21 protein-coding genes and 1 tRNA gene are annotated in these 20,581 nt (G+C 54.8%); 13 read left to right on the top strand and 9 right to left on the bottom strand.

The genetic code is table 11. The features are described 5' to 3' along the window. Nucleotides 1-16: 16 nt before the first annotated feature. The 6 genes from sufC to BJP07_RS11565 all read left to right on the top strand — a co-directional run bounded on the left by sufC (nt 17) and on the right by BJP07_RS11565 (nt 4,835). The gene (gene sufC, locus BJP07_RS04625) at nt 17-772 is read left to right on the top strand and encodes a Fe-S cluster assembly ATPase SufC (RefSeq protein WP_071566276.1); all 756 of its coding nucleotides are present in this window, start codon (nt 17-19) and stop codon (nt 770-772) included. Continuing rightward, nucleotides 772-2,043: a SufS family cysteine desulfurase gene (locus BJP07_RS04630; RefSeq protein WP_071566277.1), complete on the top strand. Its 1,272-nt coding sequence runs from the start codon at nt 772-774 to the stop codon at nt 2,041-2,043. The genes sufC and BJP07_RS04630 overlap by 1 nt, the downstream gene beginning before the upstream one ends. A gap of 3 nt (nt 2,044-2,046) precedes the next feature. Further along, nucleotides 2,047-2,490 carry a Fe-S cluster assembly sulfur transfer protein SufU gene (sufU, locus tag BJP07_RS04635; protein WP_071566278.1) on the top strand — a complete coding sequence of 148 codons (444 nt, stop codon included), beginning with the start codon at nt 2,047-2,049 and terminating at the stop codon, nt 2,488-2,490. A gap of 12 nt (nt 2,491-2,502) precedes the next feature. Beyond that, nucleotides 2,503-2,895 (top strand): metal-sulfur cluster assembly factor, encoded by a 393-nt coding sequence (locus BJP07_RS04640; protein ID WP_071566279.1) that lies wholly within the window; start codon nt 2,503-2,505, stop codon nt 2,893-2,895. Nucleotides 2,896-2,939: 44 nt separating this feature from the next. Then, the gene (locus tag BJP07_RS04645; protein ID WP_071566280.1) at nt 2,940-4,568 is read left to right on the top strand and encodes an ABC-F family ATP-binding cassette domain-containing protein; all 1,629 of its coding nucleotides are present in this window, start codon (nt 2,940-2,942) and stop codon (nt 4,566-4,568) included. Nucleotides 4,569-4,649: 81 nt separating this feature from the next. Next, nucleotides 4,650-4,835 carry a PLDc N-terminal domain-containing protein gene (locus tag BJP07_RS11565; protein ID WP_369822319.1) on the top strand — a complete coding sequence of 62 codons (186 nt, stop codon included), beginning with the start codon at nt 4,650-4,652 and terminating at the stop codon, nt 4,833-4,835. Nucleotides 4,836-4,857: 22 nt separating this feature from the next. On the opposite strand, the gene BJP07_RS04655 is transcribed toward BJP07_RS11565, so the two are convergent. The 5 genes from BJP07_RS04655 to acnA all read right to left on the bottom strand — a co-directional run bounded on the left by BJP07_RS04655 (nt 4,858) and on the right by acnA (nt 10,760). Beyond that, a complete protein-coding gene (locus tag BJP07_RS04655; protein WP_071566281.1) occupies nt 4,858-6,228 on the bottom strand; it encodes a PFL family protein in 1,371 nt (456 codons plus the stop codon). A 12-nt stretch (nt 6,229-6,240) separates the two neighbouring features. Further along, nucleotides 6,241-6,510 (bottom strand): ACT domain-containing protein, encoded by a 270-nt coding sequence (locus BJP07_RS04660; RefSeq protein WP_071566282.1) that lies wholly within the window; start codon nt 6,508-6,510, stop codon nt 6,241-6,243. 39 nt (nt 6,511-6,549) lie between these two features. Then, entirely contained in the window at nt 6,550-7,278 is a 729-nt protein-coding gene (locus tag BJP07_RS04665; RefSeq protein ID WP_071566283.1) for a hypothetical protein, read from the bottom strand. Between the two features lie 26 nt (nt 7,279-7,304). Then, on the bottom strand, nt 7,305-7,868 hold the full coding sequence (locus BJP07_RS04670; protein ID WP_071566284.1) for a TetR/AcrR family transcriptional regulator: 564 nt from the start codon (nt 7,866-7,868) through the stop codon (nt 7,305-7,307). 111 nt (nt 7,869-7,979) lie between these two features. Beyond that, entirely contained in the window at nt 7,980-10,760 is a 2,781-nt protein-coding gene (gene acnA, locus BJP07_RS04675; RefSeq protein ID WP_071566285.1) for an aconitate hydratase AcnA, read from the bottom strand. Between the two features lie 184 nt (nt 10,761-10,944). On the opposite strand from acnA, the gene BJP07_RS04680 reads away from it, so the two are divergent. From BJP07_RS04680 to BJP07_RS04710, 7 genes are all read left to right on the top strand, one after another. Further along, nucleotides 10,945-11,547, top strand: coding sequence for a DUF6676 family protein (locus BJP07_RS04680; protein WP_071566286.1), 603 nt, complete (start codon nt 10,945-10,947; stop codon nt 11,545-11,547). A gap of 550 nt (nt 11,548-12,097) precedes the next feature. Next, nucleotides 12,098-13,645, top strand: coding sequence for an NlpC/P60 family protein (locus BJP07_RS04685; RefSeq protein ID WP_083584083.1), 1,548 nt, complete (start codon nt 12,098-12,100; stop codon nt 13,643-13,645). 19 nt (nt 13,646-13,664) lie between these two features. Beyond that, on the top strand, nt 13,665-14,717 hold the full coding sequence (locus BJP07_RS04690; protein WP_071566288.1) for a ferrochelatase: 1,053 nt from the start codon (nt 13,665-13,667) through the stop codon (nt 14,715-14,717). A gap of 484 nt (nt 14,718-15,201) precedes the next feature. Continuing rightward, the gene (locus BJP07_RS11570) at nt 15,202-15,354 is read left to right on the top strand and encodes a hypothetical protein (RefSeq protein WP_177222514.1); all 153 of its coding nucleotides are present in this window, start codon (nt 15,202-15,204) and stop codon (nt 15,352-15,354) included. Nucleotides 15,355-15,489: 135 nt separating this feature from the next. Next, nucleotides 15,490-16,335 (top strand): DUF3097 domain-containing protein, encoded by an 846-nt coding sequence (locus BJP07_RS04700; RefSeq protein ID WP_071566290.1) that lies wholly within the window; start codon nt 15,490-15,492, stop codon nt 16,333-16,335. A 25-nt stretch (nt 16,336-16,360) separates the two neighbouring features. Beyond that, a complete protein-coding gene (locus BJP07_RS04705) occupies nt 16,361-16,792 on the top strand; it encodes an NfeD family protein (protein WP_071566406.1) in 432 nt (143 codons plus the stop codon). Then, complete coding sequence (locus BJP07_RS04710) at nt 16,792-17,988, top strand: SPFH domain-containing protein (protein ID WP_071566291.1); 1,197 nt, start codon at nt 16,792-16,794, stop codon at nt 17,986-17,988. Before BJP07_RS04705 ends, BJP07_RS04710 begins: the two co-directional genes overlap by 1 nt. On the opposite strand, the gene BJP07_RS04715 is transcribed toward BJP07_RS04710, so the two are convergent. The 4 genes from BJP07_RS04715 to BJP07_RS04730 form a co-directional block, all read right to left on the bottom strand. Then, nucleotides 17,966-18,514: a MarR family transcriptional regulator gene (locus BJP07_RS04715; protein WP_071566292.1), complete on the bottom strand. Its 549-nt coding sequence runs from the start codon at nt 18,512-18,514 to the stop codon at nt 17,966-17,968. The two genes, BJP07_RS04710 and BJP07_RS04715, sit on opposite strands and share 23 nt — an antisense overlap. Nucleotides 18,515-18,557: 43 nt before the next feature. Then, nucleotides 18,558-19,214 (bottom strand): TVP38/TMEM64 family protein, encoded by a 657-nt coding sequence (locus BJP07_RS04720; RefSeq protein ID WP_071566293.1) that lies wholly within the window; start codon nt 19,212-19,214, stop codon nt 18,558-18,560. 64 nt (nt 19,215-19,278) lie between these two features. Then, nucleotides 19,279-19,364 (bottom strand) — tRNA-Leu (locus BJP07_RS04725). Nucleotides 19,365-19,470: 106 nt separating this feature from the next. Then, nucleotides 19,471-20,580, bottom strand: coding sequence for a quinone-dependent dihydroorotate dehydrogenase (locus BJP07_RS04730; RefSeq protein WP_071566294.1), 1,110 nt, complete (start codon nt 20,578-20,580; stop codon nt 19,471-19,473). Nucleotide 20,581 lies beyond the last annotated feature (1 nt).

Here is a 20,581-nt window from a genome sequence, read left to right on the forward strand (position 1 = left end):
AGGAGCCAGTAAAACTATGTCTACCCTGGAAATTAAGAACCTGCACGCAAATGTCCTGCCAACCGAAGAAGGCCAGGAACCCACTCCCATTCTCAAAGGCGTCAACCTCACCATTAAGGGCGGTGAGACTCATGCCATCATGGGGCCTAATGGGTCCGGAAAGTCCACGCTTGCATACACAATCGCAGGCCACCCACGCTATGAGGTCACCGAAGGCGAGGTATTGCTTGACGGCGAGAACCTCCTTGAGATGGATATCGATGAACGAGCACGTGCCGGTCTTTTCCTAGCTATGCAGTACCCAGTCGAGGTTCCGGGTGTTTCCTCCTCGAACTTTATGCGTTCTGCTGTAACCGCTGTTCGCGGCGAAGCACCAAAGCTGCGCGATTGGGTCCGTGAGCTCAATGATGCGCGTGACCAGCTCAAGATGGATTCGTCGTTCACGGAGCGTTCGGTGAACGAAGGCTTCTCGGGTGGTGAGAAGAAGCGTCACGAGGTCATGCAGTTGTCGCTGCTGAAGCCGAAGTTTGCCGTCATGGATGAAACAGACTCCGGTCTTGATGTGGACGCGCTCCGTATCGTTTCCAATGGCATCAACCGCTACCAAGAGGAGACCAACGGTGGCGTACTCATGATTACTCACTACAAGCGAATCCTGGAGTACGTCAAGCCTGATTTCATCCATATTTTCGCGGACGGAAAGGTTATTCAGACAGGCGACGCCTCGTTGGCTGATGTTCTTGAGGCAGAGGGATACGAAAAGTTCATCTAATGGGATACGTACATTCCGATGGAACACTGAACACCGACGCGATTCGCGCAGAGTTTCCGATTCTTAGTAGGACTGTGCGCGATGGGAAGCCACTGGTGTACCTGGACTCCGGCGCAACCTCCCAGCGACCACAGTCAGTGTGGGACGCTGAACAAGAGTTTGTTCTGAACACCTTTGCTCCAGTACACCGAGGTTCTTACCAGCTGGCTGAAGAGGCTACCGATGCCTATGAATCCGCCCGTGAGCGAATCGCCAACTTCGTTGGTGCTGATGGGGAAGAGATTGCGTTCACCAAGAACGCTACTGAAGCTCTGAACCTGGTAGCTTACGTGCTCGGTGATGACCGGGCAGGGGACTATCAAGTGAAACAAGGAGACACGATTGTTGTCACCGAGTTGGAGCATCACGCAAACCTCGTGCCCTGGCAAGAGTTAGCTCGCCGTACTGGCGCGACTCTCAAGTGGTATTCGATGACCTCAGATGGCCGCATTGATTTGAACAGCCTTGAGCTAGACGACACAGTGAAGGTTGTCGCCTTTACCCACCAGTCGAATGTTACTGGCGCAGTAGCAGATGTCGACGAAATCGTTCGTCGGGCGAAAATGGTGGGTGCGCTCACAGTGCTTGACGCTTGCCAGTCTGTTCCGCATATGCCGGTGAATTTTCATGACCTTGACGTCGACTTCGCTGCGTTCTCTGGGCACAAGATGTGTGGGCCGTCAGGCGTTGGTGCGGTGTATGCACGAAAGGCAATCTTTCGGGAACTTCCGCCGTTCTTAACGGGCGGCTCCATGATCGAGATCGTCAAAATGGATTCATCTACGTATGCCCCGACTCCGCAGCGTTTCGAAGCGGGTACGCAGATGGCAAGCCAGGTAGTCGGGCTCGGCGCAGCCGTAGAATTCCTGGAGTCCATCGGCATGAGCCACATTCAGCGCCACGAGCACATGCTTACTGAGTATGCGCTGGAGAAGATGCAGGAGATCCCTGGACTCGTGATAGCAGGTCCTACCGTGGCTGATCAGCGAGGGGGTGCGATCGCCTTTACTGTGGAGGGCGTGCATCCGCATGATCTGGGCCAGGTACTCGACGCCCATGGCGTTGCTATCCGGACAGGGCATCACTGCGCGTGGCCGGCTCACCGGGAACTGCGTATGCAAGCAACATCACGAGCGAGTTTCTACCTGTACAACACCAAAGAAGAATTAGACGTGCTGGTCAACGCCATTCGTGAAGCTCGCCGCTTTTTCGGAGTCGAGGAGGTGTCCTAGACAATGAACCTAGAGTCCATGTACCAAGAAGTAATCTTGGATCACTATAAGAACCCGCGACACAAGGGACTACGAGAGCCGTTTGAAGCGGAAGTCCACCACGTGAATCCATCGTGCGGTGACGAGCTGACGCTTCGTGTTCACCTTTCTCCTGACGGCAAGCTTGTTGAAGATGTGTCTTACGATGCTCAAGGTTGCTCAATCTCCCAGGCCTCAACAAGTGTGATGACCGAGGAAATAGTCGGACTACCTGTGGAAGAAGCGATGGAGAAACTGCATTCCTTTGAGGAAATGATCACTTCTCGTGGAACGAAGCAAGGAGACCCGGAAGTAATTGGGGACGGCATCGCGTTCGGTGGTGTCTCCAAATTCCCAGCACGCGTCAAGTGTGCGTTGTTGGGTTGGAAAGCGTTTGAAGCTGCCACATCCGAGGCGCTAGAAAAATAGAAAGGCGAAAATATGGTGGACAACGATCACGCTTCGAATCTCGGTGACAATGATGAGCGGCCAGAGCAGACTGAAGAGCAGCTCAAGATTTGTGCAGAAGTAGAGGAGTACTTGCACGACGTCATCGACCCCGAGTTGGGGATTAACGTTGTGGACCTCGGCCTTGTCTACGACGTGTGGGTGGAGACCACAGACAATGTTCACCGCGCTGTTGTGAACATGACGTTGACTTCGCCTGCATGCCCACTTACCGACGTCATCGAGGAGCAAGCAAATCAGGCTATTACGTCAAACACTGCATGCGAAGAGGTCGTTATCAACTGGGTGTGGATGCCACCGTGGGGGCCGCAGATGATTACGGAGGAAGGCCGCGAACAGCTGCGCGCGCTGGGATTCGCCGTCTAAATCACGTTTTCGTCTACTGACCCGGCCTTGTAGAGTAACCCTCTGTGATTGTTACTACTGATCTCGAAGTTCGCGTAGGGGCTCGGACGCTTCTCGAAGCCCCGGGACAGCATCTCAGGGTCCAACCCGGTGACCGAATCGGCCTTGTCGGCCGCAACGGCGCCGGGAAGACCACCACGATGCGTATCCTTGCGGGAGAAACAGAACCCTACGGGGGAACGGTTACCCGTGCCGGCGAGATTGGATATCTTCCGCAAGACTCTAAAGAAGGCAATATTGAGCAGAGCGCGCGAGACCGGGTTCTTTCTGCGCGCGGTCTCGATCAGATCCAACGTTCGATGGATCGTCAGCGGGCGATCATGGAAGAGTCAGACGGGTCCACACGAGATAAGGCGATTGAGAAGTTTTCACGTCTCGAGGAGCAGTACCACGCCTTGGGCGGGTACGAGGCCAACGCAGAGGCAGCGCAAATCTGCGATAACCTCGGTCTTCCTGCACGCGTACTTGATCAACAGCTCAGCACACTCAGTGGTGGGCAGAGGCGTCGTGTGGAATTAGCGCAGATTCTTTTCGCGTCCCGCGCTGGATCAGGCAAGTCCCAAACCACGTTGCTTCTGGACGAACCTACGAACCACCTCGACGCGGACTCGATCACGTGGCTGCGTTCATTTTTGAGCAAGCACGAAGGTGGGCTCATCATGATTTCGCACGATGTCGAACTGCTTGACGCGGTGTGCAATAAGATCTGGTTCCTCGACGCTGTACGCGCTGAGGCCGATGTCTACAACATGGGCTTTAAGAAGTATCAAGATGCCAGGGCACTCGACGAAGCGCGGAGGCGTCGTGAACGCGCTAATGCGGAAAAGAAAGCCTCTGCGCTTCAGAAGCAGGCTGCAAAACTGGGAGCGAAGGCGACGAAAGCTGCAGCTGCCAAGCAGATGCTTGCTCGCGCAGAGCGCATGATGGGTGAGCTTGATGACGTTCGTGTCGCGGATAGGGTAGCGTCTATTTCCTTTCCGACGCCAGCACCTTGCGGCAAGACTCCGTTGTTTGGCAAAGGGCTCACCAAAATGTATGGGTCCCTCGAAGTATTCGCTGGCGTCGATTTGGCAGTAGATAAAGGATCCCGTGTCGTAGTGCTTGGCACGAATGGTGCAGGTAAAACGACGTTGCTTAAATTGCTTGCCGGCGTCGAATGCACTGACGGGGAAGGTGGAGTCGTATCAGGGCACGGTTTAAAGATTGGCTACTTCGCTCAGGAGCACGACACGATCGACGGCAACAAAACAGTCTGGGAAAACACGATCGAAGCCTGCCCTGATGCAGGGCAGCAGGATCTTCGAGGGCTACTTGGGGCGTTCATGTTTTCAGGAGACAAGCTAGACCAACCAGCTGGAACACTATCAGGTGGTGAGAAAACGAGGCTGGCATTGGCAACGCTCGTTTCCTCGCGCGCGAACGTCCTTCTTCTTGACGAGCCGACGAACAACCTGGACCCGCAGTCCCGGCAGCAGGTGTTAGATGCGCTGAAAACTTATACCGGCGCTGTTGTACTCGTGACGCACGACCCTGGAGCCGTCAAAGCGCTCGAGCCAGAGCGAGTGATCATCATGCCTGAAGGTGATGAAGACCTGTGGAGTGACGAGTATATGGAGATCGTCGAATTGGCATAGTGAACTCGGGGTAACGTGGTGTCCATGAATAAGAAACGCTTCGAAGCTTTGCTACTAGATGTTCGCAATAGTTGGAGTGGCATGTCCGCAAGGGAAAGGAAGCTCATTGCGAGTCTCGCCACAATCGACTTGCTGGGGAAAACTACAGCGCTTGTACACTTGGCGCGCACCGATAGTTGCAACGTTCGGGGACCAAAGTGGGGCTGGGCACCGGTGGTCGGTGGTGTAAATATGTTTGGGTGGATGGCCTACTTCCTATTTGGTTGAAAATAGGCCCACCGCTCAGCTTTTAGTTGCGGAATCCGTGCACCGGGGCAGGGATAAATCCACCGCGCTGGATCATTTCTGCGCTGCTCTTCGTATTGACCGGTATCACTGGCGCGTAGCCGAGAAGTCCGCCGAAGTTCACCTCGTCGCCTGGTTTTGTGCCTGGGACGGGAATGAGGCGAGCAGCGGTTGTCTTATGGTTCATGACGCCGATGGCAGCTTCATCGGCGATCATGCCAGCGATGGTTTCCGCGGAGGTGTCGCCCGGGATGGCGATCATGTCGAAACCGACGGAGCAGATCGAGGTCATAGCCTCGAGTTTGTCCATAGAAATCGAACCCGCGCGTACTGCATCGATCATGCCCTTGTCCTCCGAAACCGGAATAAAGGAGCCTGAAAGCCCACCAACGCGAGAGCATGCCATCATGCCGCCTTTTTTGACGGCGTCGTTAAGAAGCGCGAGCGCGGCCGTCGTGCCGTGCGTGCCCACTTGCTCCAGTCCCATGTGCTCGAGAATGTGCGCAACGGAGTCACCAACTTCAGCAGTCGGCGCCAAAGAAAGGTCGACGATGCCGAACGGGACCCCAAGGCGTTCCGAAGCAAGGTTTCCGACCAGCTGGCCTGCACGGGTGATCTTGAACGCAGCCTTCTTGATTTCTTCAGCTACCTCATTCAAGCTGGCTTTTCCAAGTCGCTGAATCGCATTGTCGACAACACCAGGTCCTGATACGCCGACAGAAACAACCGCATCTGGTTCCTCAATGCCATGGAATGCGCCCGCCATAAACGGGTTGTCGCCCACAGCATTCGCGAACACGACAAGCTTTGCGCATGCGATCGACGAGCGCTCCTTGGTTAGCTCCGCTGCGTCCTTCACGACGCGCCCCATCTTCGCGACAGCATCCATATTGATACCAGCACGAGAAGTAGCAATGTTCACCGAGCCACACACGTTGTCAGTAACGGTTAGAGCCTCTGGAATGGACTCGATGAGTCGCATATCAGAAGTTGTGGCACCTTTTTCGACGAGTGCCGAGTACCCTCCAACGAAGTTGACCCCCAGCTCGCTAGCTGCTTTATCAAGCGCCTTAGCAATCTCTACTGGGTTGCCATCCACCCCAGCTGCTACGAGGGCAATGGGGGAGACAGAGACACGCTTGTTCACGATCGGGATTCCGAGTTCACGCTCGATGCCCTCGCATACCTCTACAAGTCGGGCCGCCTGGGTCGTGACGCGGTCGTAGACCGCCTGGCGGGTTGCCTCCATGGTCGGACGCGTACAACCAATGAGTGAAATCCCCATCGTCACTGTGCGTATGTCCAGCCGATAGTCTTCAATCATCTTGATGACATCAAGAATATGTTGAGACTTGAAATCAAAATCTACAGCCACAGCAGTGTCTCCTTAGATTTCGTTCATAGCGGTGAACAGGTCTTCCGACTGAATCCGGACAACGACGCCCAGTGATTCACCCGCCACAGAAAGATGGTTCTGCAGGGATTCCATGTTCACATCGCCCTCGGGAAGTTCCACACGCATGATCATGGTGAAGAAGTCATCCATAAGAGTCTGGGAAACATCTACAATATTGAGGTTGACCTCAGCCGCGGCGATAGCAACGCCTGCGATAATGCCTACGCGGTCTTTACCAGTGGTTGTAATGATTGCATGCATAACAAGGAATTGTAGCTATCAGCAGCCCATTGTATCTATTCAACCCGCGCTGTACTGCGCAAATGATTCCAAAATTCTGTTGGCCCACGAAACATCGTGGAGAGGTAACCCCTGGACAATGGTGTCATAGTCTTCCGGTGAGAAGTACCCGTAATTAGCGAAAAAATCCATGCGAGTGTGCATTGCTTGAGCGTCCATCTCCGCGTGAAATTGCGTCGCCCAAACATGGTCCCCATATCGCACCATCTGTACTGGACAGGTGCTGCCCACTGCCAATACCTCAAGAGCGGGTGGGAGGGTGGCCTCGTCAGGGTTCTCCGTGTGCCCCGTTAATGCGGTGAAGTTCACCGGAAAACCCTGAAGCAGCACATCGCGTTTGCCAGCGTCAGAGAGCGCTACTTGAGTCGGACCGGAATCCTCTGGGTGCGAGCGCACGATGTTCCCTCCGAGGTAGTGGACCAGCCAACTCGTGCCGAAACAGACAAAAAACACTGGCTTTCCAGACTCCACCACGTCAGTGAGCACTGCGTCGACATGCTGTGACCACTCAGAGCTGTCGTCATCGGAAACGTTGAGCGAGCAACCCCCAACGATTACGCCATCAACTGAATCCAGCGAACTCAGCTGTGCGTGTTCGTCAGAGATATGGCAGAGCTCTATAGCTGTTCGTTCCATCTTCGTTGCTTTCAGTACGTCGTTGTATTCGGCGTGAGCAACGTCAGCACCGATCTCACCATTTCGCAGCGACACCATAAGCAACTTAGACATGACGAACAGTCTATATCTCCCGGTAGCTAGCTAGAAACCGGAGCACGAACGGATTGCTCCACAACGTGAAGCATTGCTTCAAGCTGTTCAGGCGGTTCGCCTGCAGCCAACTTAATAATGAATCCTTCAAGTACAGTTTCTAGGTAAGTTTGCATCACTTCAATCGGCACATCTTGCCGCATAGCAGTGTTCGACTCCAGCCTTTTGCGCACGGCTTCGTCAAGCACTTCCTGATGCTTCCGCCACCGGGTCTCAAATGCTGGGTCCGTACGGAGCTTTCGAACGATTTCCGAACGCGTCACAAACCAGTCGTTTTCTTCTGGGTGCTGTAATAGATCGTGCATAACCTCGACAAGACCTTGCCGACTCACTACCTGAGCTTGACGTTCTGCGTCCTCACTCGCAATGGCGAGAAACAACGTCTCTTTGTCTACGAAGTGATGAAAGATGGCACCCCTGGTCTTACCAGTGGCCTGTTCCAAACGAGCTACAGTAGCTCCTTCAAACCCGTACTTGGCGAAGCATGCCCTGGATGCATCCAAAATTTCTTTGCGACGCCGCGCAAGCTCTGTATCACTAATGATCGGCATAGTCAGGCGTTCAACCTTTCGACCTACTAATTGCGTACATAGAAAAAGAAAGACTTGAGGGGCCACCACATGCCGCGGGGACCCCTCAAGCGTGTTTACGTACCTACGGTGTTAGTTCTTAACCATCTGGCGAAGAACATACTGCAAAATACCACCGTGGCGGTAGTATTCAGCCTCACCTGGTGTATCTACACGGACAACAGCGTCGAATTCGACGGTTTCGCCGGAATCCTTCTCTGCGGAAACGCGGACGGTCTGAGGGATCGTGCCGTTCTCATTGAAAGCAGTGATGCCACTAATTGAGATCGTCTCGGTGCCATCGAGTCCGAGCGATGCATGCGACTTGCCTTCAGGGAACTGCAGTGGCAGCACGCCCATGCCGATGAGGTTCGAGCGGTGAATACGCTCGAAGGATTCAGCGATCACAGCGCGGACACCAAGCAGCTTCGTGCCCTTAGCTGCCCAGTCACGAGAAGAACCGGTGCCGTATTCCTTACCAGCGAGGACAACAAGCGGAATACCAGCAGCCTCATAGTTTTGCGCGGCGTCGTAGATAAACGCCTGTGGTGCGCCTTCCTGGGTGAAGTCACGGGTGTAGCCACCGGCGTCCTCAACGAGCTCGTTGCGAAGACGGATGTTCGCGAACGTACCGCGGACCATGACCTCGTGGTTACCACGGCGGGAACCAAAGGAGTTGTAGTCCTGACGCTTCACACCGTTTGCATCCAGGTAGTTTGCGGCAGGCGTACCAGGCTTAATGGACGAAGCAGGAGAGATGTGGTCTGTCGTCACAGAGTCGCCCAGCTTGGCGAGGACCCGAGCGCCAGCGATATCGGCAACATCGTTTGGCTCCGCTGGCATTCCGTCGAAGTACGGCGCCTTGCGAATGTAGGTGGAGTCGTCGTTCCACTCGAAAGTCTTCCCGGTAGGAATGTCGAGTTCCTGCCACTGCTTGTCGCCCTTGAATACGTCAGCATAGTCAGCCTCGTACATCTCGCGAGAGATCGTACCAGCAATGGTCGACTCAATCTCCTCAGTGGAAGGCCAAACATCCTTCAGGAAGACGTCGTTGCCGTCCTGGTCCTGGCCAAGTGGCTGCGTCTCGAAATCGAAATCCATCGTGCCCGCGATGGAGTAAGCGATAACGAGCAGAGGAGATGCCAGGTAGTTCATCTTCACGTCTGGCGAAATGCGACCCTCGAAGTTACGGTTGCCGGACAGCACTGCCGTAGCCGTTAGGTCGTACTCGTTGATGGCGTCGGAAACTTCCGTAGGCAGAGGGCCAGAGTTGCCGATGCACGATGCGCAGCCGAATCCAGTGAGGTAGAAGCCAACAGCCTCGAGATCCTTCCAGAGATCCGCACGCTCGTAGTAACCATCGACAACCTGGGAACCAGGCGCCATGATCGTCTTGACCCATGGCTTTGCCTTCAGACCCTTTTCGGCAGCCTTGCGCGCGAGAAGCGCAGCGCCAACCATGACCGATGGGTTGGAGGTATTGGTGCACGACGTGATTGCTGCGATCGCCACCATGCCGTGGTCAAGGGTGTACTCGCCACCTTGAGGGGATTCAACAATGACTGGCTTCGATGCGCGTCCCTCAGCACCAACCGCGGCGGACTCGCCATTTGCCGGCCAGGACTGATTGAAATCAACTGTTTCAACCTTCGCGGCGCGAACCGGCTCGAAGGTCTCGTTGCCAGCGTCGTTGTAGTCTGGCAACTGCTTACGGAACGTAGCCTTGGACTCAGACAGGAGAATGCGGTCCTGCGGGCGCTTCGGGCCAGCAATGGACGGTACTACCGTGGACAAGTCAAGTTCCAGGTACTCGGAGTACTTGGCCTCAGGAGCGTCCTGCTCAAGCCACATGCCCTGTGCCTTAGCGTATGCTTCCACACGGTCGATATCCTCCTGGGAACGCCCGGTGAGGTGCAGGTAGTTGATGGTTTCTTCGTCGATTGGGAAAATTGCGCACGTGGAACCGAACTCCGGCGACATGTTGCCGATCGTTGCACGGTTTGCAAGCGGGATCTGCTTCACGCCGTTGCCGTAGAACTCAACGAACTTCTGGACTACACCGTGCTCGCGGAGCATCTCGGTGATCGTCAGCACTACGTCCGTAGCGGTTACGCCGGCGGGAATTTCACCTGTGAGTTTGAAACCAACAACGCGTGGAATCAGCATCGACACTGGCTGGCCAAGCATCGCAGCTTCAGCTTCGATGCCACCAACGCCCCAACCCAGAATGCCCAGACCGTTTTCCATGGTGGTGTGGGAGTCGGTGCCGATGCATGTATCCGGGTAAGCAACGCCGTCGTTATCGAACACAACGCGGGACAGGTACTCAATGTTGACCTGGTGAACAATACCGGTCCCTGGCGGAACAACGCGGAAGTTGGAGAAGTTTTCCGCACCCCAGCGCAAGAACTGGTAGCGCTCCTCATTGCGCTGGTACTCAATTGCCACGTTCTTATCAAGCGCGTTGGCAGAACCGAACGCTTCGATAATCACCGAGTGGTCAATGACCATTTCAGCTGGGTTCAGCGGGTTCACCTGATCAGGGTCGCCACCAAGAGTCGAGACCGCTTCACGCATGGTAGCCAAGTCGACGACACAAGGGACGCCGGTGAAGTCCTGCATCAACACGCGGGCTGGTGTGAACTGAATCTCCACAGATGGCTCAGCATCTGCGTCCCAATTCGCGATAGCCTCGATGTGCTTCTTGGTAACGTTCTTGCCGTCCTCGGTACGGAGGAGGTTTTCACCAAGAACTTTGAGGGAGTATGGAAGTTTCTCCATGCCTTCGACCGCATCAAGAGCGAAGTAGTCATAAGACTTTTCGCCGACCTGAAGCGACTTCTTGGCGTTGAAGGAGTTCTTGCTTTCGGTCACAGTAAGCTCCGTTTCTCGTCGTAAACCAGATAACTTGGAACAAGTTCCAAACGGTCAACCTCAAAGATATGCGATTAACCGCCTATGCGTAGCAATGATAACAGTACGGATGTAATGTTTGTTGCCCAACAGGACTATTTCGCAAAGAATTAAAGCTAACCCCCCCATTTGGGGCACGATCCACATGTCTGGCAAGGCTGGGCATGTCAATGGCGGTGTCAATACGGGGGAGCTCAGAGCCAACATGATGAGAGCGGATAAAATGAACCCCCAACCAATCAAAGAGAGATGTAGTCGAGCCATGCAATACCAAAACCCTGACCCAAGATTCGAGAGTCTTGTAGGCCAACTCAATAGCGACGGCATTGCGTTCGAAACTGTCAATGACGACACTGGCAGGCTTGAGCAGTCGTTATTCAGAACTCTGGAGGATGCCCACGAAGGTGCGGGGTCTAACGTTGGGCTAGTTTTTCTTGACTCTACCCCGCTACACATCCCCAATTTGCGGGATCTTGCGCAGGACCTGCACCTCGCCACAGGAATAGAAACCATCTACATTCGCACTCCTGACGTCGCTATTGCTGCGTCTGAAAAATTTCATCGGTCCGCACTCGAGGCTGGGCAGCTAGCCTCCGTGCAGGCGAACGATTACCAGGATGGGGTTGCTCAATTTCTCCAAGAGGTATCCACGCAGCAACTCAGTTGGCCATTAACACCTCTGGCCATAGCAGCAGTGCTAATTCTGGCTTGCGCTGCAACTGTCACCCAAAGCGTTCGTCAAGCCTAACACCTTGACGGTGCGAAAAGCGGTTTCAGTGTAACGATAATCACATTGTGGGATACGTCGGGAGATAATGCCAGGTCAAAGCCCTGGGTGTCAAGTGAAAAAGCTTAACTATTGTTGCCAGAGGTAAAGTTTGTGTAACAAATTGATTAAGTGTCGTATGGTTTATTTGTTGCCTCACGAGCTGAGGTGTGCCACAAATGCATCTGGTGCAACCCTCTAGTCAAGGATTTTGCACTGACCTTAAACATAAGTGGTTTTAGTCAAACCACGCTTGAATTTTGTGACACCCACAACCATGGGGCGAATTTTCAGTAGTCGATTTAACAGAGCCGCACTTGCCTTGGCGGGCGGGGTCCTCGAAAGTCGTGCGCGCCTAAACGCGAGCTAGTCACTCGCTGGCGAACACGAGGGGCACCCCGCACGGCTTCAAGCTGGGTGTGGCGTGAGGAGCACCTTCGTGGTTACCCCATCGAAGCGCACGCCTTCGCGTGCTCGCCAGCTTTGGTCCAGCGCTATTGCGTGTTCAACCACTTTTGCATTGGCCTTTTCCATGAGCTCACCCGTAAGTCCTGCCGTAGCTGCACCTGGAGGTCAGTCCACGGCGTCTGCACTCATTGCCAAGCTGTCAGCATCGCAGGCTGAGATTGCGGATTTGGATTTAAAGATTGGCGAGCTTCGAGAGGCCGCGAACCGTGCCTTTGTGGACTTGCACGATGCTCAGTCCCGTTCTGAACAGGCGCGTCGTGGCGCCGAGGAGGCCAAGCGACGTTTGGAACAGTCCCAGCTCGCTGTTGAGAAAGCGAGGGCTGAACTCTCAGCTGTAACTCGATCACAGTACCGCAATTCTGCTGGTGGGGGCCCACTCCAGTCACTTGGTGGTGAGCAGACGCAAAAGGATGTTTTGGATCGATCACTTTTCCTCCGCCAGCGTAGTGGGGAGAAACAGCAGAGATTAGCAGAGGTCGAGCAAGCTCGCCTCGAAGCCGCAAACGATGAGTCTCTTCAGCGTCAGGCTAGCGATCTAGCACAGCAGGCAGCAGATGAGGCTGTAGCCGCTGAAGCCGCGACCCGTTCTGAGCTCGATTCTTTGTCTTCTCAACTCGAAGGCGTTCTCCAACAGCGTGAAGCGGCTTCTGCCGAGCTAAGCAGTCTTGAAGAGGATGTTGCTCTTGAACGCGGTGCGTCTGGCCAACCGGCATCAAGCCGAGAGCAAGTGCAAGACGCACCGACCGAACTATATGACGTTTCGCCTGAACTTCTCGACGCCGTCGAAGAGCGAGTAAGCGAAATTGCTCCTGGAACAAGTGCCCCAAATGAACAGGCACTTGTTCAGGCGGTCAACACCGCCCAGCGCACCGGGGGGTTTGTGGAAGTTTCCGACCAATCGGACACCGCGCGGCTGGAGTACTCCGAAGGAAGCGAGGTCACTGATTTGCTCACGCAGGCAGCGACCATCGCTGCAGCAGAAGCTCTCGTAGGGTCGTCGCAGCCTGACCACTCCGAAACGCTAAGCCCCTACGGAGGCTCGAGTACCAATGAGGTCATCGCTGCATTCGCACAAGGTCTTAATAGCGTTCTCGCTGCCGACTCCTCCGCGAGCCAACCAGAGACTGGTGCTTCGGACCTATCTCAGGTCGTTCCTGCTGTGGGCACCTTCGAATCCATTACGAATGAGGTTCGGTCTGCTCTGACTCCGTCAGCTAATTCTTCATCGGTTGAGACAGTAATTGCACGTGCCGAGGCGATGATCGGTACACCGTACGTGTGGGGCGGTGGTGACGCTAATGGCCCGACTGTCGGCGTCAACGGTGGAAGCATGTCTGGTTTTGACTGCTCTGGACTTGTGCTCTACGCATTCGCTGGCGTTGGTATTTCCTTGCCTCACTACACGGGCTACCAGTATCAGCGCGGAACCCCCGTGGCTCCGAGCGAAGCGCAGCGAGGCGATCTTTTATTCTGGGGGCCCGGCGGTAGCCAACACGTAGCGATTTATCTCGGTGATGGCATGATGATCGAGGCCCCTCAAGCTGGTCAAAATGTACAAATTGCTCCAGTTCGATGGGCTGGTATGTCCGCGAATGCAGTCCGCCTGCTTTAGTTCATTAGAATCAAGCACCATGTCACTCAAAGATTTCGATGCGCTGCTCTTACTTTCGTTCGGTGGGCCAGAAGGAAACGACGAGGTAATTCCTTTCCTCGAGAACGTAACGCGAGGTCGAGGTATCCCAAAGGAACGTTTAGAAAAGGTCGGCGAGCACTATTTCCACTTCGATGGTGTAAGCCCTATCAATGGTCAAAACCTGGAAATCGTAGAACAGCTACGTGTCGTCCTGCGGTCACGCGGGCATGAGCTTCCTGTGTACTTCGGTAACCGCAACTGGCATCCTTTCGCAGAAGATACCGCTCGCGAGATGTTTGAAGCTGGACACCGTAATGTTTTAGTATTCGCTACAAGCGCTTGGGGTGGATATTCCGCTTGTCGCCAGTACGATGAAGATATCGCGAAGCTGCACCAGGCCTACCCAGAGCTGAACTTCACAAAACTGTGGCAGTTCTACGGACACCCCACGTTTGTGCAACTCACCGGTGACTTTTTGAGGAAAGCGGTGGCGTCGATAGATCGTGAGGAACTATCGACTACCCGGATCCTTTTTTCGGCGCATTCAATTCCCACTGCAGCGGACGACGCTGCAGGTGGCAAAGATGACGCGAACCTCTACTCACGGCAGGTCCTTGAATCGTCGCAACTCGTCGCAGAGCATGCTGGAGTACAGGTGTACGAAAACGTTTGGCAGTCGCGCTCTGGGGATCCTCGCACTCCGTGGTTAGAGCCGGACATTGTCGACCGGGTGAAGGAACTCCACCAAGAGGGCGTTACGCACATCATTTGCGTACCGATCGGCTTTTTGACCGACCACATGGAAGTCGTGTGGGACCTGGATACCGAGTTAAAAGCGACGTGTGATGCCCTCGGCGTTGGATTGACGCGGGTTCCAACTATTGGTCTGGAACCTGAGTTCGCTGCGATGATTGTCGACATCGTGGAGTGCATCGGCGATGAAAAAACGCCTCCCACATTGTCGACCCTGACGGTTCAGGGTTGCACTGAAAACGGCACGCCCTGTCGCATTGACTGCTGTACTCCAGTCCGCCCAAGGCCTCTTAAGTAGTCTTAAAATCTCGCACAGCTTCGGCGACTCCTGCGGTCCGGGCCGCCCGGATGCTCTTACCCAGGACCAGAAGGTGTTGGTCAAAGGTGTGGTCCCCAAGGCGCTCTTTAACAGTCTCGATTATGGCGGACACTCTGTCAGCGCGGGCAAAGATTTGGGCCGCTCGCGGATTAGTTGTACCAGGCAGCCCCGGGGTGTCATAAAAGTCGCTGATGTGACCGACAGTCAGCCGAGGCGCCGAAAGAGTTTCGTTGGGGTGCGCCACTGCTTCAATCATTGCCGCTGCCTGATCTGTGGCTGTCCGCAGCATATGATCGGCTTCTCCGGGAGAAAGCCAGTCAGGCTCAGGTGGGCGTAGAGCATCTTCGAACCAACGCCAGTAAACACCGCGATCTTCGAAACTGGGGACCAGTATGTGATAGAGACCGTCATTTCCGATAACTATCAATGCTCCGGCATCTGTGAGTGCTTGCGCTGCCGGCGAGTGCGCCCACAACGTGGGCGCGTCCCCGGCTCCTCCGAGGACCAGGCGTACGACGGGCTCTCGAGATTCCAGGTCAGCGACACGCCGAATCTCTGCAAGCAACTCCACACCACCACCAGTGCCGAATTGGTAGACCCCGCCCAGATTTTCTAGCGCTGTGAGCGTGTCATCTGTCGATGTGACGTGATACAGCCACGCCGCGATCCAAACAGCAGTGTTTTGAAGCGGTGAATAAACTTGCGCGCGGAGACTCATTCGACTGATAGTAACCGATACACTAGTGCCACTATGACACCGGATAATCGTTACAGTGGAGATATTTTTCGAGGCCATGCGCGCAATCGGAGACCTGAATACCCCAGTATTCCCGCGGAACCGGGAATCATTGTCGAGATCGTCGGTGACGATTTCGTCGGTGCGTTAGTTGGGTTCGAACGTACATATGACGGCGACTTCGTTCGCCTCGAAGACAGACATGGACGACAGCGCCTTTTTAAAATGCTTCCCGGAGCGTTCGAAGTGGAAGGGCAGCGTGTCTCTTTGCATCGCTATGTGGCTCCTAAGCAGCCTGTGAATACACATTCCAATTCTGGTTCCCGCAGGGTTGAAAATGCTCGCGCGAAAGTTGCCCAGCCAAGTCGGATTTGGGTGGAAGGCATTCACGACGCTGCAATCGTTCAGAAAGTATGGGGCCACGACCTTAAAGTCGAGGGAGTAGTAGTCGAATATCTTGAGGGGCTCGACAACCTGAACGAAAGGCTCAAGGAATTCCAACCAGGGCCCGGACGCCGCATCGGTGTGCTTGCAGACCACCTCATCGAGGGGACGAAAGAGTCTCGGCTTGTCGAGGGCGTTGGTCCGCATGTACTTGTTACGGGCCATCCATATATCGACATTTGGGAAGCAGTAAAGCCAGAGAAAGTGGGATTAACGAGCTGGCCGAAAATCCCTTACGGGGAGGATTGGAAAACCGGGGTGTGCCAACGTGCGGGGTGGGGAAGTCCAAAAGATGGTTGGCGGCGAGTCTACGACGCTGTCGAAACCTACCGAGACCTCGATTCGACCCTCATTAGCGCAGTTGAGAGGCTCGTTGATTTTGTAACCAACGAACAGTTGAAAAAATCAGACTGCTAATCGGAGTCTTTTGTATAGTGAAATCGTGGGTAGTCTTATTTGGCTAGGCATTGCCGTAGCTTTCGCAGTTGCTGAACTCGCCGTCGGAGAATTTACTTTCCTCATGATTGCGGCCGGTGCACTGACTACGTCTGCAATCGCATTTGCCGGGGTGCCTCTCGGGGCTGAAATCGGGGCGTTTATCGTTGCTTCGGCCGGCTTCTGGTTTCTTCTCAGGCCGTATCTGCACCGGCGCCTTCGTCGTTCATCTGCGATAGGCGAATTGGGGCCGTCACTCATTGGCGCAACGGCACAGGTTGTTGAGGAGATAACACCGGACAGCGGGCAGATTCAATTGGACGGATCGCTTTGGTCCGCGCGAGCAATCGATCCCAGCCACACCATTAAGCCTGGTTCCACAGTCATTGTTTCGGATATTGATGGCCCGATAGCGGTCGTATGGAAGGAGTCGCCATAATGGCCTTGGTAATACTAGGGCTGCTGCTCGTCTTGGCAATCGCGGTGTTGCTCGCATCTGTGAAGCTTATCCCGCAAGGTGAGTCAGCAGTCATTGAACGTCTTGGATCCTACACTAGGACTGTTTCCGGGGGATTGACGTTACTCGTACCGTTCATTGATCGAGTGCGGGCACGCGTTGATACACGCGAGAGAGTCGTTTCGTTCCCGCCCCAAGCGGTAATCACGCAGGACAACCTCACAGTCGCAATCGATATCGTCGTTACATTTCAGATCAATGATCCAGCGAAGGCCATCTACGGTGTCGATAACTATTTGGTCGGCGTTGAACAGATTTCCGTCGCAACACTGCGTGATGTCGTTGGCGGTATGACGCTAGAGGAGACGTTGACTTCTCGGGAAACTATCAACAGGCGGCTCAGAGGTGAACTCGATGCGGCCACGGCCAAGTGGGGGCTTCGAATCAGCCGTGTTGAACTGAAAGCAATTGATCCGCCACCATCGATTCAGCAGTCGATGGAGATGCAGATGAAAGCTGACCGCGAAAAGCGCGCAATGATTCTTACGGCTGAAGGTAAGCGGGAATCAGATATCAAGACCGCAGAAGGCGAAAAGCAGGCCCGCATCCTTTCAGCTGAAGGTGAAAAGCACGCTGCAATTCTTGCCGCAGAAGCCGAACGCCAGGCAATGATTTTGCGAGCAGAAGGCGAACGAGCTGCCAAATACCTTGAGTCACAGGGCGAGGCTCGAGCTATCCAGAAGGTCAACGCTGCAATCAAGTCTTCTGAAGTTACTCCGGAGATGCTCGCGTATCAATACCTCGAGAAACTTCCAAAGATCGCAGCGAATGAAGCGTCTACTATGTGGATGATCCCGAATAGCTTTGGCGATTCGCTGGAGCAGTTTGCCAAGGCGTTCGCTGGCAAAGACAGCGATGGTGTTTTCCGGTATGAGCCACAGCGCGCGGATTCAGAAACCCGCGCGATGGCTGGCGAAGATGACAGTACCGATCAGTGGTTTGACACTTCTACTGACCCTGAGCTTGCTCGCGCGCTGGCGGAGGCACGTGCAGTCGCAAATAAACATGTGGATGACCCCGACCCGACGAACGCTTTCGACGGCGGTAGGGCACAGACCGAGGCGCCACAGTTCGCGAAACCGGACGAATACAAAGCTATTGAGTCGCGCGACGAATAAGATGTAGCGCAAGTTTCCAGCCTGCCTGCTCAGCCTGCCACCCGGCCGCTTGCAGGCGCTGGCTCATGGCTTGCTTCGATATACCCAGTTCAGCCGCAGCTTCGTTCTGGTTCAATCCGGAGCGTACGAGCGCTGTGGCTTCACGACCTTCAATCGTTCGCTTATGCAAAATATAGGCAAGCAGAGCAAATGTTGCAGAAATATCCTCCGCCTCGGTGTATGCTGCTGTCGCGTCGGTGATGACATTAACTTGAGCCGCACGAGTACCGACGGCTTCAGTCGCGGCAAACTCTGCTCGACGCTTGCGCGTGATCCCGAGGCCGATCGCCCAATTTCCGTCTGACAATAACGCCATGATGAGGTTCAGCGCGGTCTCTGGCCCATTGACAGTTGCTCGGATATCTTCAACGCCCACGATTTCAAATGGCGAAACACCCGGGAGCGTAGAAAGCGCATGGGCCGAAGACTCCACGAACGCGGCACGCCCTTTTTCGCGTCCACGGTAGCGTGCATGCACAGCAATCATGCGTTCATACTAGCGCGCATCGCGAAAGTACATGGCGCAGCCTTTACTTTTCTTCTTGACGCCTTTGCGCGGGGTGCCTCGCGTCGATGACGAGACCGGTCACGCCCAGCACAGACAGACCGAATACCGCGGCAATTAGTATCGGGTTGGCTTGATTGCTCAGGGTATCGCCGAACAAAGCAACCAGAATTGTATTGGGCGTGGAACCAATCAACGTCGCACCCATAAACGGTAACAGTCGAACGCGGCTCAGCGCAGAGGCGTAATTCATGACCGAGAAGGGGATCCCGGGAATGAGCCGCAAACTCATCACTGCCAGCCATCCTCGCTGTTCCAAACGCTCATTGATCATATGCAGCTTCGGGTGAGATATTTTGCTTTCAACCCAATCTCGAAGCAGAAAGCGAACAACAGTGAGCGATAGGCCTGCTGAAACCGTGGTCGCGGTGATTGCGAGGAGGATCCCAAACCATCCTCCAAAAAGTACGCCGGAAGAAACTGTTAGCAATGTGCGGGGAATCGGGAATTGGGTAATCAGAACGTAGAGTAGCCAAAACACGATGGGGAACCAGACACCCGTACTATCCGCCCACTGTCGAAATGTTGATAGTGAAGGCACTTCGAAGAACCGCCATACCCACAGCGCTACAGCGAAAAGCACCAGGAATATCATTACGCGGAGCGGTGATTGTTGGCGCATCTGTTTGCTCCTCGCTTGTGATGTAGATAAGAAAAACCGGCTTCCTCTCGGAAGCCGGTCACTGTGCCCGGAGGGGGACTTGAACCCCCACGTCCGTTAATAGGACACTAGCACCTCAAGCTAGCGCGTCTGCCATTCCGCCACCCGGGCCGGGTGTTTTGTTTTCAACCTCTCGGCTGGGCACTTGCACTACTATAGAGGGACGCTGAACCAAGATGCAAATCGCCAGTACAAGTGCCGAATCAGCCTCGCTAGATTAGCGGTTCAATGCACCTATCCAAGGCAGCTCAGAACCAACGGCGTCCGTGATATTGCTCAGTCCGTGAGCTTCAAGCTGCGCCTTCAGACCTTTATGGATCCGATAAATCCAGCCCGGACCACCGTAAATGAACGGCGTATATCCCTGGAGGAGACTCGCACCGGACGTTATGCGCTCCCAGGCTTGTTCTGGCGTCGAAATACCGCCCGAGCTCACTAGAACGAGTTTGCCACCGACCCGCGCGTGGAGGCGTCGTAAAACCTCGAGTGCGCGCTCATTCAATGGTGCACCTGAAATGCCACCGGCACCCATGGCTGCGACCTCGGCTGCATCCGTCTGCAGCCCCTCTCGAGAAATGGTGGTATTGGTTGCGACAATGCCTGCCAAGTTCATTTCCACAGCAAGGTCTGCAACGGCATCGATGTCCTCGTCGCTGAGGTCGGGGGCAATCTTGACTAGTACTGGTGTTGTCGTGGCTGCTGTAACTACTTCGAGGATCGGTTTCAGTGACTCGACTGATTGCAGATTACGTAGCCCTGGGGTGTTGGGGGAGGAAACGTTGACCACTAGGTAGTCTGCAAGTGGTCCAAGCACTGTTGCTGTAGCGCGGTAGTCTCCAACGGCGTCCTCCGAGAGCTTGTTCTTTCCAATGTTTATACCGACGATTTCGGATGTCTTCCGTCCGCGCAGGCGCTCAGCGATTCGCAACGCTCCATCGTTGTTGAAGCCCATACGGTTCAAAATCGCTTTGTCTTTCGGCAGTCGATAGAGCCGTGGTCGTTCATTACCTGGCTGGGACTTGGGCGTCACCGTCCCGAGCTCTGCGTAGCCGAACCCTACTGCAGACCATGTGTCCGGAGCTTCGGCGTTCTTATCGAACCCTGCCGCGAGACCAACCGGAGCGGGAAAGCGGATGCTAAAAAGCTCCTGTTCAAGAGGTGTGCCGTCGACGCGGACGACGCGAGTCATTGCGCGGCTCACTGGAGTGAGTCGCTGCAGCACTTTGAGTCCACCCATGATGATGTCGTGAATACGCTCCGGCGGGATCTTAAACATTGCCCGAAGAGCAAGCCCATACGCTGTGTCGTACAAATTACGTTGTTTCATA

This window comes from Corynebacterium sp. NML130628, assembly GCF_001875665.1.
GTDB lineage: Bacteria > Actinomycetota > Actinomycetes > Mycobacteriales > Mycobacteriaceae > Corynebacterium.

Coding starts and splice junctions, on each gene's coding strand:
- BJP07_RS04700 (WP_071566290.1), top strand. CDS start 15,490: ATGACACCGGATAATCGTTACAGTGGAGATATTTTTCGAGGCCATGCG.
- BJP07_RS04685 (WP_083584083.1), top strand. CDS start 12,098: ATGAGCTCACCCGTAAGTCCTGCCGTAGCTGCACCTGGAGGTCAGTCC.
- BJP07_RS04730 (WP_071566294.1), bottom strand. CDS start 20,580: ATGAAACAACGTAATTTGTACGACACAGCGTATGGGCTTGCTCTTCGG.
- BJP07_RS04680 (WP_071566286.1), top strand. CDS start 10,945: ATGTCTGGCAAGGCTGGGCATGTCAATGGCGGTGTCAATACGGGGGAG.
- BJP07_RS04660 (WP_071566282.1), bottom strand. CDS start 6,510: ATGCATGCAATCATTACAACCACTGGTAAAGACCGCGTAGGCATTATC.
- BJP07_RS04710 (WP_071566291.1), top strand. CDS start 16,792: ATGGCCTTGGTAATACTAGGGCTGCTGCTCGTCTTGGCAATCGCGGTG.
- sufU (WP_071566278.1), top strand. CDS start 2,047: ATGAACCTAGAGTCCATGTACCAAGAAGTAATCTTGGATCACTATAAG.
- BJP07_RS11565 (WP_369822319.1), top strand. CDS start 4,650: ATGTCCGCAAGGGAAAGGAAGCTCATTGCGAGTCTCGCCACAATCGAC.
- BJP07_RS04715 (WP_071566292.1), bottom strand. CDS start 18,514: ATGATTGCTGTGCATGCACGCTACCGTGGACGCGAAAAAGGGCGTGCC.
- BJP07_RS04665 (WP_071566283.1), bottom strand. CDS start 7,278: ATGTCTAAGTTGCTTATGGTGTCGCTGCGAAATGGTGAGATCGGTGCT.
- BJP07_RS04670 (WP_071566284.1), bottom strand. CDS start 7,868: ATGCCGATCATTAGTGATACAGAGCTTGCGCGGCGTCGCAAAGAAATT.
- BJP07_RS04720 (WP_071566293.1), bottom strand. CDS start 19,214: ATGCGCCAACAATCACCGCTCCGCGTAATGATATTCCTGGTGCTTTTC.
- sufC (WP_071566276.1), top strand. CDS start 17: ATGTCTACCCTGGAAATTAAGAACCTGCACGCAAATGTCCTGCCAACC.
- BJP07_RS04690 (WP_071566288.1), top strand. CDS start 13,665: ATGTCACTCAAAGATTTCGATGCGCTGCTCTTACTTTCGTTCGGTGGG.
- BJP07_RS04630 (WP_071566277.1), top strand. CDS start 772: ATGGGATACGTACATTCCGATGGAACACTGAACACCGACGCGATTCGC.
- BJP07_RS04640 (WP_071566279.1), top strand. CDS start 2,503: ATGGTGGACAACGATCACGCTTCGAATCTCGGTGACAATGATGAGCGG.